Source organism: Pseudomonas sp. 1L-E-NC-VB-C3 (assembly GCF_057291535.1).
On the sequence record NZ_JBXAWD010000003.1, the window covers coordinates 312996 to 326248 of the forward strand.

9 protein-coding genes are annotated in these 13253 nt (G+C 61.5%); all 9 read right to left on the minus strand.

Annotated features, from left to right (window positions below):
- Nucleotides 1-27 precede the first annotated feature (27 nt).
- The 9 genes from gltB to AC0Z5Z_RS06995 all read right to left on the minus strand — a co-directional run bounded on the left by gltB (nucleotide 28) and on the right by AC0Z5Z_RS06995 (nucleotide 13069).
- The gene (gene gltB, locus AC0Z5Z_RS06955) at nucleotides 28-4473 is read right to left on the minus strand and encodes a glutamate synthase large subunit (protein WP_252868656.1); all 4446 of its coding nucleotides are present in this window, start codon (nucleotides 4471-4473) and stop codon (nucleotides 28-30) included.
- A 350-nt stretch (nucleotides 4474-4823) separates the two neighbouring features.
- Entirely contained in the window at nucleotides 4824-6410 is a 1587-nt protein-coding gene (locus AC0Z5Z_RS06960) for an AAA family ATPase (RefSeq protein WP_056787348.1), read from the minus strand.
- 10 nt (nucleotides 6411-6420) lie between these two features.
- Nucleotides 6421-7521 (minus strand): 3-dehydroquinate synthase, encoded by a 1101-nt coding sequence (gene aroB, locus AC0Z5Z_RS06965; RefSeq protein ID WP_041477573.1) that lies wholly within the window; start codon nucleotides 7519-7521, stop codon nucleotides 6421-6423.
- A 152-nt stretch (nucleotides 7522-7673) separates the two neighbouring features.
- On the minus strand, nucleotides 7674-8192 hold the full coding sequence (gene aroK, locus AC0Z5Z_RS06970; protein WP_024011270.1) for a shikimate kinase AroK: 519 nt from the start codon (nucleotides 8190-8192) through the stop codon (nucleotides 7674-7676).
- Nucleotides 8193-8196: 4 nt separating this feature from the next.
- Nucleotides 8197-10284 carry a type IV pilus secretin PilQ gene (locus AC0Z5Z_RS06975; RefSeq protein ID WP_056787342.1) on the minus strand — a complete coding sequence of 696 codons (2088 nt, stop codon included), beginning with the start codon at nucleotides 10282-10284 and terminating at the stop codon, nucleotides 8197-8199.
- Between the two features lie 13 nt (nucleotides 10285-10297).
- A complete protein-coding gene (locus AC0Z5Z_RS06980) occupies nucleotides 10298-10822 on the minus strand; it encodes a pilus assembly protein PilP (protein ID WP_256808421.1) in 525 nt (174 codons plus the stop codon).
- The gene (gene pilO / locus AC0Z5Z_RS06985; protein ID WP_041477570.1) at nucleotides 10819-11442 is read right to left on the minus strand and encodes a type 4a pilus biogenesis protein PilO; all 624 of its coding nucleotides are present in this window, start codon (nucleotides 11440-11442) and stop codon (nucleotides 10819-10821) included. Before pilO ends, AC0Z5Z_RS06980 begins: the two co-directional genes overlap by 4 nt.
- Nucleotides 11439-12005, minus strand: coding sequence for a PilN domain-containing protein (locus AC0Z5Z_RS06990; RefSeq protein ID WP_485610905.1), 567 nt, complete (start codon nucleotides 12003-12005; stop codon nucleotides 11439-11441). The genes pilO and AC0Z5Z_RS06990 overlap by 4 nt, the downstream gene beginning before the upstream one ends.
- Entirely contained in the window at nucleotides 12005-13069 is a 1065-nt protein-coding gene (locus AC0Z5Z_RS06995) for a pilus assembly protein PilM (protein ID WP_150741723.1), read from the minus strand. Before AC0Z5Z_RS06995 ends, AC0Z5Z_RS06990 begins: the two co-directional genes overlap by 1 nt.
- Nucleotides 13070-13253: the final 184 nt, after the last annotated feature.

Sequence of the window (13253 nt, forward strand, 5' to 3'; positions counted from 1 at the left end):
AACCTCATCAAACTCTTCAGGCGCATATCACTGCGGGTTGGCACGAGTGCTGGAAAGCAGGGTTTTCAAGCTGGCAGCCTTGGGCTTGACCAACCAGAAACGCCGCAAGTAATCGTCGAGGTTCTCGGCGAGTTCACGACCCCACTCGCTGTCGGTTTCGGCGACGTACTCGTTCAGCACGTTCTGCAGGTGGCTGCGATAGGCTTCCATGGCCTCGCCGCTGATCCGCTGGATTTCCACCAGTTCGTGATTGACCCGGTCAACGAAGGTGTTGTCCTGATCGAGCACGTAGGCGAAACCACCCGTCATGCCAGAACCGAAGTTGTAACCGGTCTTGCCCAGCACGCAGACGAAACCACCGGTCATGTACTCGCAGCAGTGATCGCCAGTGCCTTCCACGACGGTGTGGGCACCGGAGTTACGCACGGCGAAACGCTCGCCTGCGGTGCCGGCGGCGAACAACTTGCCGCCAGTGGCGCCGTACAGGCAGGTGTTGCCGATGATGGCGCTTTCCTGAGTTTTATAGACGCTGCCCTTCGGCGGCACGATGACCAGCTTGCCGCCGGTCATGCCTTTGCCGACGTAGTCGTTGGCGTCGCCTTCCAGGTACATGTTCAGACCGCCGGCGTTCCACACACCGAAGCTCTGACCTGCCGTGCCCTTGAAGCGGAAGGTGATCGGCGCTTTCGCCATCCCCTGGTTGCCATGCTTGCGCGCGATTTCGCCGGAGATCCGGGCGCCGATCGAACGGTCGCAGTTGCAGATATCCAGCTCGAACTCGGCACCGCTGAGGTCGTTGATCGCCGACGAGGCCAGCTCGACCATCTTCTCCGCCAGCAGACCTTTATCGAACGGCGGGTTGCGCTCGACGCCGCAGAACTGCGGTTTGTCCGCCGGGATGTGATCGCTGCCCAGCAGCGGGGTCAGGTCCAGGTGATGTTGCTTGGCGGTCTGGCCTTCGAGGATTTCCAGCAGATCAGTGCGACCGATCAGTTCTTCGAGGGAGCGCACACCAAGCTTGGCCAGCCACTCACGTGTTTCTTCGGCGACGTAGGTGAAGAAATTCACCACCATGTCGACGGTGCCGATGTAGTGATCCTTGCGCAGCTTCTCGTTCTGCGTCGCGACGCCAGTGGCGCAGTTGTTCAGGTGGCAGATGCGCAGGTATTTGCAGCCCAGTGCGATCATCGGCGCGGTACCGAAGCCGAAGCTCTCGGCGCCGAGGATTGCCGCTTTGATCACGTCGAGGCCGGTTTTCAGGCCGCCGTCGGTCTGCACCCGGACTTTGCCGCGCAGGTCGTTGCCGCGCAGGGTCTGGTGGGTTTCAGCGAGGCCGAGTTCCCAAGGTGCGCCCGCGTATTTGATCGAAGTCAGCGGCGAAGCACCGGTACCGCCGTCGTAACCGGAAATGGTGATCAGGTCGGCATAGGCCTTGGCCACACCGGCGGCGATGGTGCCGACGCCCGCTTCAGCTACGAGTTTCACCGAAACCAGCGCCTGCGGGTTGACCTGCTTGAGGTCAAAGATCAGTTGCGACAAGTCTTCGATCGAGTAGATATCGTGGTGCGGCGGTGGCGAAATCAGGGTCACGCCCGGCACTGCGTAACGCAGCTTGGCGATCAGCCCGTTGACCTTGCCGCCCGGCAGTTGCCCGCCCTCGCCCGGCTTGGCGCCTTGGGCGACCTTGATCTGCAGCACTTCGGCGTTGACCAGGTATTCCGGGGTTACACCGAAACGGCCAGTCGCGACCTGCTTGATTTTCGAGCTCTTGATGGTGCCGTAACGCGCCGGATCTTCACCACCTTCGCCGGAGTTGGAACGCGCGCCGAGGCGGTTCATGGCTTCGGCCAGGGCTTCGTGAGCTTCCGGCGACAGTGCGCCCAGCGAGATGCCGGCGGAGTCGAAGCGCTTGAGCACCGACTCCAGCGGCTCGACTTCACTGATGTCCAGCGGCGTGTCGAGGGTCTTGACCTTGAACAGGTCGCGAATCATGGACACCGGACGGTTGTCCACCAGTGAGGTGTATTCCTTGAACTTGGCGTAGTCGCCCTGCTGCACGGCGGCTTGCAGGGTGTTGACCACGTCCGGGTTGTAGGCGTGATATTCGCCACCGTGGACGAACTTCAGCAGACCGCCCTGCTGGATCGGCTTGCGCGGGCTCCAGGCTTCGACGGCGAGGGCTTTCTGCTCGGCTTCGATGTCGACGAAACGCGCACCCTTGATCCGGCTTGGCACACCACGGAAGCTCAGTTCGCAGACTTCTTCGGACAGACCAATGGCCTCGAACAGCTGCGCACCACGGTACGAAGCGATGGTCGAGATACCCATCTTCGACAGGATCTTGAGCAGGCCTTTAGTGATGCCTTTGCGGTAGTTCTTGAACACCTCGTAGAGGTCGCCCAGGACTTCACCGGTACGGATCAGGTCGCCCAGCACTTCGTAGGCCAGGAACGGATACACCGCCGAGGCGCCGAAACCGATCAGCACGGCGAAGTGATGCGGGTCACGGGCGGTCGCGGTTTCAACGAGGATGTTGGAATCGCAACGCAGGCCTTTTTCGGTCAGACGGTGGTGCACTGCACCGGTCGCCAGCGAAGCGTGGATCGGCAGCTTGCCCGGGGCGATATGACGGTCGCTGAGGACGATCTGGGTACGCCCGGCGCGCACGGCTTCTTCAGCCTGATCGGCAACGTTGCGGATCGCCGCTTCGAGGCCAAGGCTTTCGTCGTAGTTGAGGTCGATGATCGCCCGTTCGAAACCCGGACGGTCGAGGTTCATCAGCGAGCGCCACTTGGCCGGAGAGATCACTGGCGAGCTGAGGATCACGCGCGAGGCGTGTTCCGGCGACTCCTGGAAAATGTTGCGCTCGGCACCGAGGCAGATTTCCAGCGACATCACGATCGCTTCACGCAGCGGGTCGATCGGCGGGTTGGTCACCTGCGCGAACTGCTGACGGAAATAGTCGTACGGCGTGCGCACACGCTGGGACAGCACAGCCATCGGCGTGTCGTCGCCCATCGAGCCCACGGCTTCGTAACCTTGCTCGCCAAGCGGGCGCAGCACCTGATCACGCTCTTCGAACGTGACCTGATACATCTTCATGTACTGCTTGAGCTGGTCGACGTCGTAGAAAGCCGAACCGTGGTCGTTGTCTTCCATGGTCGCCTGAATGCGCAGGGCATTCTTGCGCAGCCATTGCTTGTACGGATGACGGGATTTAAGACGGTTGTCGATCGCATCGGTATCGAGGATCTGCCCGGTTTCGGTGTCCACGGCGAAGATCTGGCCAGGGCCGACACGACCCTTGGCGAGCACGTCTTCAGGCTGGTAGTTCCACACGCCGATTTCCGAGGCGAGGGTAATGAAACCATTCTTGGTGGTGACCCAGCGCGCCGGACGCAGACCGTTGCGGTCGAGCAGGCACACCGCGTAGCGACCATCGGTCATCACCACGCCGGCCGGGCCGTCCCACGGTTCCATGTGCATCGAGTTGTACTCGTAGAACGCACGCAGATCCGGGTCCATGGTTTCGACGTTCTGCCACGCTGGCGGAATGATCATCCGCACGCCACGGAACAGGTCGATGCCACCGGTGACCATCAGTTCGAGCATGTTGTCCATGCTCGAGGAGTCGGAACCGACGCGGTTGACCAGCGGGCCGAGCTCTTCCAGATCCATCAGATCATTGGTGAACTTGGTCCGACGGGCCTGCGCCCAGTTGCGGTTACCGGTGATGGTGTTGATTTCGCCGTTGTGGGCGAGGAAGCGGAACGGCTGCGCCAGCGGCCATTTCGGCAGGGTGTTGGTGGAGAAGCGCTGGTGGAACACGCAGATCGCGGTTTGCAGGCGCTCGTCACTCAGGTCCGGATAGAACGCGGCCAGGTCGGCCGGCATCATCAGGCCTTTATAGATGATGGTCTTGTGCGAAAAGCTGCAGATGTAATGGTCGGTGTCAGCGGCGTTGGCCACCGACGAACGGCGACGGGCGCTGAACAGCTTCACGGCCATGTCCTGATCGCTCAGGCCTTCGCCGCCGATGTAGACCTGCTCGATCTGCGGCAGGCGCTCAAGGGCCAGGCGGCCGAGGACGCTGGTGTCGATCGGCACTTTGCGCCAGCCGATCAGTTGCAGGCCTTCGGCGAGGATCTCGCGGTTCATGTTCTCGCGAGCGGCTTCGGCCTTGGCCGGATCCTGATTGAAGAACACCATGCCCACGGCATATTGCTTGGGCATTTCGACACCGAAGCTCTCCTGGGCAATGGCTCGCAGGAAGGCGTCGGGTTTTTGAATCAGCAGACCGCAACCGTCACCGGTCTTGCCGTCGGCATTAATCCCACCGCGGTGGGTCATGCAGGTCAGGGCCTCGATGGCCGTTTGCAAAAGGGTATGACTGGGCTCGCCCTGCATATGAGCTATCAGGCCGAAACCGCAGTTATCCTTGAATTCATCTGGTTGGTACAGACCTGCTTTCATAGACACTTTCTCACCAGGCTGCCTCTACTCGAGGCAAATTTCTTTTCAATTCAACCACTTGCGTTCCGCGCCGAACGTACGCCGGCTTAGCGGGGGCAAAAGGGTGGTCATTGTACACAGCGACACAGAGGCTCACAAATTTGACGACGAACTGTCGCAAATTCATGTCGCATTTGTGAAAGGTTTAAAGCGATCTGCTGTGCTAGTCAAAACTTTTTTAATTTTGACCGCAACGACTCAAAGACTACTGTGACGCAGACACCACAAGGCACGCGGCCCTTTCAGGCGGCGCGCACTCATGGAGATTTTGAGGTGCCGGGAGAGGCGGCCTGGGTAAGGCCGCCGAATCTTCAGCGAGTTGTTGCCAGTTCCTGTTGGACGCTGGCGACAGTGCGAGGCCAAGGTTTACCAGCCTGAACCTTCGCTGGCAAGGCCTTGATGGCAGAAACGGCCGCATCACGATTGGCAAAGTTGCCGTAGGTGATCACGTAAAGCGGCTTGCCGTTGAGGACTTTCTTGAAATAACGGTACTCGCCGCCCTGCTCCTTGACGAAGTTCTGCGCGGCGGTCTCCGAGCTGGTGCCGAGGATCTGCACGACATAGTTGCTGGTCGGCTGACCGGCGTACCAGCTGCCACCGGCAGCCTTGGCCACGGTAACGGGCTTGTCGGCAGGCTTGGCCGGAGCAGGAGCCGGTTTCGCAGCTGGCGCCGGGGTGGCCGGAGCAGGCTTGGCTGTGGCGATCTGCGTCGGTGCCGGGGTTGGCGCCGGTTTGGCGGCAGGAGTCGGAGCCGGTGTCGGCGCGGGACCGGCCGGAACGCCCGCAGGCGGTGCGGAGGTGGTTACGGTCGGCGGCGTATCGCTGGAGCCTTCCAGGGGCACGCCGTCGTCGCCTTCGGTGATGCCACCGGCGGCTTCTGCCAGCGGGCCACGCATGACCGGCTGCGAGTTGCCGACCAATGGCAGCGGCATCGGCTGGGTGTTGCCGGCGAATTCGACGGACGGGTTGGCGCCGTTCGCTGCACCCTGACCCAATGGCAGTTGCGCCTGTTCATTGGCCGGAGCACCGGTGGTCGGTGCCTTGCTGCGACCCGGCATCAGCCAGGCGGCGGCAACCGCGACCACAACGACGGCGGAAATCGCCAATACGTGTTTCTTCGGCATGTTGAACCCCATACTTGGACGCTTGACCGCGGAGCGGCTGGCAATCATGACTTCGATCAGTGCATCGCGAGCGACCTGGTTGATGTTGCCCGGCCAGCCCTCGGAGCTTTCGTGAATATCAGAGATCTGATCTGCGGTGAAAAGTTCGACACCCCGGCCCGCGCCTTCCAGCCGCTGGTCGAGATATTCGCGGGTCTCTTCTTCGGTGTACGGCTGCAATTCGATGACGTGGAAACGCTCTTCTTCGAGCTGCAACGCCTCAAGCTGAGCGATCAGCGACGACTCGCCGAACAGGAACACATGCGGACGACCTTCCGGCGTGCCGGCGCCGAGCGCCATCAATGCTTCCAGCGCGGACTCGTCGAGCTGCTCGGCATCGTCCACGAGCAGATAGACTTCCTGCCCGGTCAGACCCAGTTGCACCACCTGCTCGAGAATCGCGCCGACTTCGGCCTGAGCGACATCCAGCGCCTGCGCCACCTGGCGCAGCACGCCGGCCGCATCACCGGCGCCACGGGCGGAAACCACCACGCTCTGCACCGATTGCTTATTGGTGCTGGCCACCAGCGCCTGCCGCAGCAGGGTCTTGCCGCTGCCTTGCGGGCCGGTGACCACCAGCAGCAACTGGCTGTAACGCGCCAGGTGATGCAGTTGACCCAGCACCGGTTTGCGCTGGGCCGGGAAGAATTTGAAGCCCGGCACCCGTGGCGCGAACGGGTCGTGACTTAACTGGAAATGGCCGAGAAACGCCTCGTCGGCATGCAAACTAGTCATCGGAATCGTTTTAACCTTTAAGCTGAGCCAGGGCGCGGTAATCCGCTCCCAGCGTGGCCTGTAGAACCTCTTTCGGATAATCGTCGGTCACTACCGCTTCGCCCATCCGGCGCAGCAGCACCAGGCGCAGACGACCGTCGATCACTTTTTTATCAATTGCCATGTGTTGGAGAAAATCGGCTTCGCTCATCTCTTCAGGCGGAATGACCGGCAGACCGGCCCGCTGGAACAGACGAATGCCGCGGTCACGCTCCTGCTCGCTGATCCAGCCCAGGCGCGCGGACATTTCCAGCGCCATCACCGTGCCCGCCGCCACCGCCTCGCCATGCAGCCAGACACCATAGCCCATGTGGGTTTCGATGGCGTGGCCGAAGGTGTGGCCGAGGTTGAGCGTGGCGCGTACGCCGGTTTCCTTTTCATCGGCGCCGACCACCGCAGCCTTGGCCGCGCAGGAACGCTCGATCGCATAGGTCAGCGCGGTTTGATCCAGCGCGCGCAGGGCGTCGACGTTTTCTTCGAGCCAGGTCAGGAATGGTTCGTCGCAGATCAGGCCGTACTTGATGACTTCCGCCAGGCCCGCCGACAGCTCGCGCTGCGGCAGGGTTTTCAGCGATGCGGTATCGATCAGCACCACGTTCGGCTGATAGAACGCGCCGACCATGTTCTTGCCCAGCGGATGGTTGATCCCGGTCTTACCGCCGACCGAGGAATCGACCTGCGACAGCAGCGTGGTAGGAATCTGGATGAAATCGACACCGCGCTGATAACAGGCGGCAGCGAAACCGGCCATGTCGCCGATCACCCCGCCGCCCAAGGCGATCACGGTGGTGCGGCGGTCATGACGGGCGGTCAGCAGACCATCGAAAATCAGTTGCAGGGTTTCCCAGTTCTTGAAGGCTTCGCCGTCAGGCAACACCACCGAGATAACCGAAAACTGCGCAAGGCTGCGGGTCAGACGTTCGAGATAGAGCGGCGCGACGGTTTCGTTGGAGATGATTGCCACCTGCCGCCCGTGGATATGCGGCGCCAGCAGTTCCGGCTGATCCAACAGACCTTCGCCAATATGAATCGGGTAGCTGCGCTCGCCTAGATCGACCTTGAGTGTCTGCATGTGTCCCCACAGTGAAGATGGAAGCAGGCGTCCTGCCCTGAAATTATTGGTGTTCTGCGGCCTGTAGCGGTATGACGCCGCTCGCCCGGCATCCGCCACACCCTCGGCGGGCGCTGACAGGACGCCGAGGATAGCGCATTTCGGGCGATGCTTTAACGGGGTGGCAACTGCGCGAGACGGTCGAGAATGTCGAGCACCACCATGCGTGGCGGCCGCTCGTCGGTTTCCACCACCAGATCGGCAATTTCCCGATAAAGCGGATCACGGATCTCGAGCAGGTCGCGCAGGGTTTTCGCCGGATCGGCGGTACGCAGCAGCGGCCGATTGCGGTCGCGGGAGGTGCGGCCGACCTGCTGCTCGACGGAGGCGTGCAGATACACCACGCGCCCGCCTTCATGCAGGGCCTTGCGATTGGCATCACGCATCACCGCGCCGCCGCCGGTCGCCAGCACCACGCCATCGAACGCGCACAGCTCGGCGATCATCGCCTGCTCACGGTCACGAAAGCCGGGCTCGCCTTCCTTGTCGAAGATCCATGGGATATTGGCACCCGTGCGCAGCTCAATTTCCTTGTCGGAATCCTTGAACGGCAGGCGCAGCTCTTTGGCCAGCAATCGGCCGATGGTGCTTTTGCCAGCACCCATCGGTCCTACAAGTATCAAATTTCGCACAGAATCAACGACTCACAGCAATCGCCTGGTTATTCATGATACGCGGAGTGAGAAATACCAGCAGCTCGGATTTTTTCTCCGAAACCACATCACGCCGGAAAAGGCGGCCAAGATACGGCACATCGCCAAGAAATGGCACCTTATCTACGACCTTGCTCTGAGTATTTGAAAAAACACCGCCGATTACGATGGTCTCGCCGTCATTTACCAGCACTTTGGCGTTGACCTCGTTTTTCTTGATCGGCGGCACATCCTGCACTTTGTTCAGGTAATCGGGCTCATCCTTGGTGACCTTGACCTCCATGATGATGCGGTTGTCCGGGGTGATCTGCGGGGTGACTTCCAGTGACAGCGAAGCCTCCTTGAACGACACCGAGGTAGCGCCGCTGGAGCTGGCCTCCTGATAGGGAATCTCGGTGCCTTTGAGGATCTTCGCGGTTTCCTTGTCCGAGGTGACCACCTTCGGCTGTGAGACGATTTCGCCGTTGCCGGTTTTTTCCATCGCCGTCAGTTCGAGATCCAGCAGTACGTTGTCGGTGATGAAAGCAATGCCGATCCCCGAAGTGTTATTGACCGTGCCCATGTCGACGAACGGCGAGTTGGTGCCGGTGCTGCCCGGCGTACCGATAGTGCTCGACGAACCGTTGACCCCGGAGGCGTTCCAGTTGCCCTTGTTCTGCACCGAACCGCCCCAGCGCACGCCCAGGCTCTTGTCGTAATCGACGTTGGCCTCAACGATGCGCGCCTCGATCATCACCTGGCGCACCGGAATATCCAGCTGGGCGACGATCCGCCGGAGTTCGTCGAGGCGATCCTGGGTCTGGTAGGCAATGATGTTGTTGGTTCGCTCATCGACGGTAATCGAACCGCGCTCGTCGACCTTGGCCTCGGCGCTCGTCACCGACTGGAACAGCTTGGCGATGTCCGCTGCCTTGGCGTAATTGACTTGCAGCAGCTCACGACGCAGGGGCGCCAGCTCGGCGATCTGCTTCTGCGATTCCAGTTCCTGACGCTCGCGAGCGGCAATTTCATCGGCCGGCGCGACCAGCAGCACGTTGCCGATCTTGCGCTTGTCCAGCCCCTTGGTTTTCAGCACCAGATCCAGTGCCTGATCCCACGGCACGTTTTGCAGGCGCAACGTGATGCCGCCCTGCACCGTGTCGCTCGCCACCAGGTTGAGATTGGTGAAGTCCGCGATCAGTTGCAGCACCGAGCGCACGTCGATGTCCTGAAAATTCAGCGAGAGCTTGTCGCCGACATAGGCCTGACGGTCGGCGTTGCGCTTTTGCAGGTCGTCGATGCTCATCGGACGAACGCTCACGGTGAGCTTGTTGTCGGTCTGGAATGTGGAATAGTCGAAGGTGCCGCTGGGCTCGACACTGATCACCGTACGATCGCCGGTGAGCGCTGCGTTGACGAACTGCACCGGGGTGGCGAAGTCCTTGACGTCGAGGCGCACGCGCAGTTTTTCCGGCAGTTGCGTACGGGCGAAGCTGAGGATGATCTTGCCGTCGTGCTCCTGGATATCCGGGGCGATGGTCGGATCAGAGAGATCGATGACCACGTTGCCCTCGCCCTCGGTGCCGCGCTGGAAATCGACACCGCGAATCGCCCTGCTGCGTTGCGCGGCTGGTCTGGCAGGTGCCGCAGCGGCCGTGGCGGCCGTGGCGGCACGCGGTGCAACGGCAGCCGGGCGCGGCGCAGTCGCGGAAGCGCCCTGACCGACCACCACAAACAGATTATTGCCCTCGACCCGCGTGCTGTAAGGCGCCAACTGCGTCAGGCTGACAATCAGCCGCGTGCGATCCTTGGCTTCGGCCACCGTGGCCGTGCGCGCGTTGCCGCTGCCCAGATCAAGATTCTTGTTGGCCATCTGGCTGGTCACGCCCGGCAGATCCAGTGCAATGCGTGCCGGTGACTCGGTTGTGTAGCCCTTGGGCTGCGGTGGCGGGCCGTCGAACGACAGCTTCAGTTCGACGCGGTCACCCGGCAGCGCGGCGACATCCAGCGCTTTCAGACTGGCCGCCATTACCATCGGTGACACCAGCGCTATCCATAGCGAAAAACCGAGGGTGGAGAAAATCCTGTTCATTGTTCGACTTCCACTATGAGTGCTCTTTCAAAGGAATGGTGCGCGGCCGCTCCAGCCAGGCGCCGGCGCCGTCGGGCACGATCTCCACGACATCGACCTGGGTAGGGCTGATGGCGACGATGCGGCCGTCGTTGCGGCCCAGGTAGTCGCCGACCTTCAGGCGATGCACCCCGCCTGCGCCGCGCAACAGCGCAAACGAGCCCGAGGCATTGGCAATCGTGCCGACCATTTCGAACTGCTCGATATTGAACCCTTCAAGGTATTGCTTGACCCGGCTGGGGTCGGGTTTGACGTTGCGCGAGCCGTGCTTCTGCCCGGCCAGATCGACTCTCGCCTGCCGCGAAAACGGGCTGCGCAGGTTGGCGGCGCTGTAAGTGAATGTGGGGTAAGACCGGAATGTCGGCGTTGGTTCAATCCTGCCCGCCGGGCGCAGGCGCACTTCGTTGAGGTACGCGTCGAGGTCGCTGAAGTCATCACCGCCACCGCAGCCGCTCAGCGCCAGCACCATGGGCAGGACGAGATAACGAATCGGGGTCATTTTTCCAGCCCCTTGTCGTTATAGCGGTACGTCTTGGCAAGAATACTCATGCGCAGCTTCGTCCCGCCCTCGGGATTGGCCGGCGCCAGTTCGAAATCGTGCAGAGTGACAATTCGTGGCAGCCCGGCGACGCCGCTGACGAAGGTCGCGAGATCGTGATAGGCACCGGTCACGGTGATCTGGATCGGCAGTTCGATGTAGAACGGCTGGGTCACTTCCGGCAGCAGCTTGATTTCCTCGAATTCCAGGCCGCTGCCCAGACCGGTGCGAGTGATGTCTTCGAGCAGGCCCGGCACTTCAGTGTCGCTGGGCAATTGCCGCAGCAATACGCCGAAGGTGTTTTCCATTTCCTTCATTTGCTGGGTATAGAGCTCAAGGTTCGCCGACAGCCGCGCCTTGCTGGCGAATTGTTCCTTGAGGGTGGTTTCCTCTTCGCGCTTGAGGTCGAGCTGATTTTCCATGTCGCTGATGAAGAAGTAATAGCCAAGCGCGAGGATCAACACCATCACCAGCGCACCGCACAGGGTTTTTACCGCCGGGGGCCAGGAGCCGATGTTGCTGGTGTCGAGGTCGTTGAAATCGATATTGCGCAGGCTTTGCAGCCATTCGGAGGCGTTCATTGCTCGTCCTCCACAACCTTGGGCTGCGTCTGACGAACGGTCAGCTGGAAGACGTTGGCTTGTTCGACCTGATCAGCGCTGGTGGCCTTGACCTCATTCAGGCTTGGCGCGTCGAACCAGTCGGACGCGTCGAGATTGCGCATCAGCTCGGAGACCCGGTTGTTCGACTCCGCCGCGCCACTGATGGACAGGGTCTTGCCGGCCATTTTCACATCGGTGAAATACACGCCGTCCGGCAGGGTACGCGCCAGTTGGTCGAAGACCCGCCCGCTGATCTGCCGATTGCCCTGCAGGTCCTGGATGATGCGCATGCGCTCGACCAGTTGCTGGCGGCGCGCCTTGAGTTCGCTGATCTGTTTGATGCGTTCGTCGACCACGGCAATCTGTTTGCCGATGTAATCGTTGCGCGCCATCTGCCGCTCGATGGCCGCGGTGATGATCTGGTCGGCAATCAGCAGCGCGCCGATCGAACCGGCCAGCACGCCGATAAGTACCAGCAGAAAGCGTTTGCGCCGTTCTTCGCGGCGCTCCTCGCGCCAGGGGAGAAGGTTGATCCGCGCCATCAGTCAAAACTCCTGAGCGCGAGCCCGCAGGCAATCATCAAGGCTGGCGCGTCGCTGGCCAGCGCTCCTGCGTTGACCTTACTGCCCAAGGCCATGTCGGCGAATGGGTTGGCGACCTGCGTCGGCGTGTCCAGCCGCTGTTCGATCAGACGGTCCAGGCCGGGCACCGAGGCGGTGCCGCCGGCCAACAGGATATGGTCGACCGCGTTGTACTGGCCGGAGGCGAAGAAGAACTGCAGCGAACGCGAGACTTGCTGCACCAGTGCCTCGCGAAATGGCTGCAAGACCTCGCTGACGTAATCGTCAGGCAGCCCGCCCTGTTTTTTCGCCAGGCCCGCCTGTTCGACCGTGAGGCCGTAACGGCGCTGGATCTCTTCTGTGAGCTGACGTCCGCCGAACAATTGCTCTCGGGTATAGATGATCTTGCCGTTGTGCAGGACGCTGAGAGTGGTCATGGTCGCACCGATGTCGACCACCGCCACGGTCAGGCGCTCCTGGGAGGCCGCCAGATGCGTCGCCAGCAGACCGAACGAGCGCTCGAGGGCGTAGGCCTCGACGTCCACCACCCGCGGGGTCAGGCCGGCGAGCGCCAGCGCCGCTTCACGTACCTCGACGTTTTCCTTGCGACAGGCGGCAAGCAGCACGTTGACCCGATCCGGGTTGCGCGGCGAGACGCCCTGGACTTCAAAATCGATGGCGACTTCGTCCAGCGGATAGGGAATGTATTGGTCGGCCTCGATCTTGAGCTGGTTTTCCAGTTCGTCGTCGGACAGCCCGGCGTCCATCTCGATGACCTTGGTGATCACCGCAGAACCGGCCACCGCCACCGCCACGCTCTTGACCCCGGTTCGCGCTTTCACCAGCAACCGGCTCAGCGCCTGGCCGACGCCTTCGAGGTCGGCGATGTTCTTTTCGACCACGGCGTTCGCCGGCAACGGCTCCACCGCATAGGCCTCGACCCGGTAGCGCTCGCCCTGACGGCTCAGTTCCAGCAGCTTCACCGACGTGGAGCTGATGTCGATCCCCAGTAACGCATTGGTCTTTTTATTGAAGAGTCCCAGCACTACCAATTCCCTATGACTTTCCGTGAGTTACGGACTCTGTAATACGCATTGCGTTCCTTCACCCCCGTCTTGACAGAAGCGCCAATGACGCCCCCGACGGAAAAGTGCTTATAATGCCCAGCGATTTTTTCCGCTTTTTACTGCCAGCGCGGATGGCTCTGTGTGTAACCGCAGCCCCGTGCCA

Bases quoted from the DNA above. Each gene is read 5' to 3' on its own strand.
- AC0Z5Z_RS06980 (WP_256808421.1), bottom strand. From the start codon at position 10,822: ATGACCCCGATTCGTTATCTCGTCCTGCCCATGGTGCTGGCGCTGAGC.
- AC0Z5Z_RS06990 (WP_485610905.1), bottom strand. From the start codon at position 12,005: ATGGCGCGGATCAACCTTCTCCCCTGGCGCGAGGAGCGCCGCGAAGAA.
- aroB (WP_041477573.1), bottom strand. From the start codon at position 7,521: ATGCAGACACTCAAGGTCGATCTAGGCGAGCGCAGCTACCCGATTCAT.
- gltB (WP_252868656.1), bottom strand. From the start codon at position 4,473: ATGAAAGCAGGTCTGTACCAACCAGATGAATTCAAGGATAACTGCGGT.
- AC0Z5Z_RS06960 (WP_056787348.1), bottom strand. From the start codon at position 6,410: ATGACTAGTTTGCATGCCGACGAGGCGTTTCTCGGCCATTTCCAGTTA.
- pilO (WP_041477570.1), bottom strand. From the start codon at position 11,442: ATGAACGCCTCCGAATGGCTGCAAAGCCTGCGCAATATCGATTTCAAC.
- AC0Z5Z_RS06975 (WP_056787342.1), bottom strand. From the start codon at position 10,284: ATGAACAGGATTTTCTCCACCCTCGGTTTTTCGCTATGGATAGCGCTG.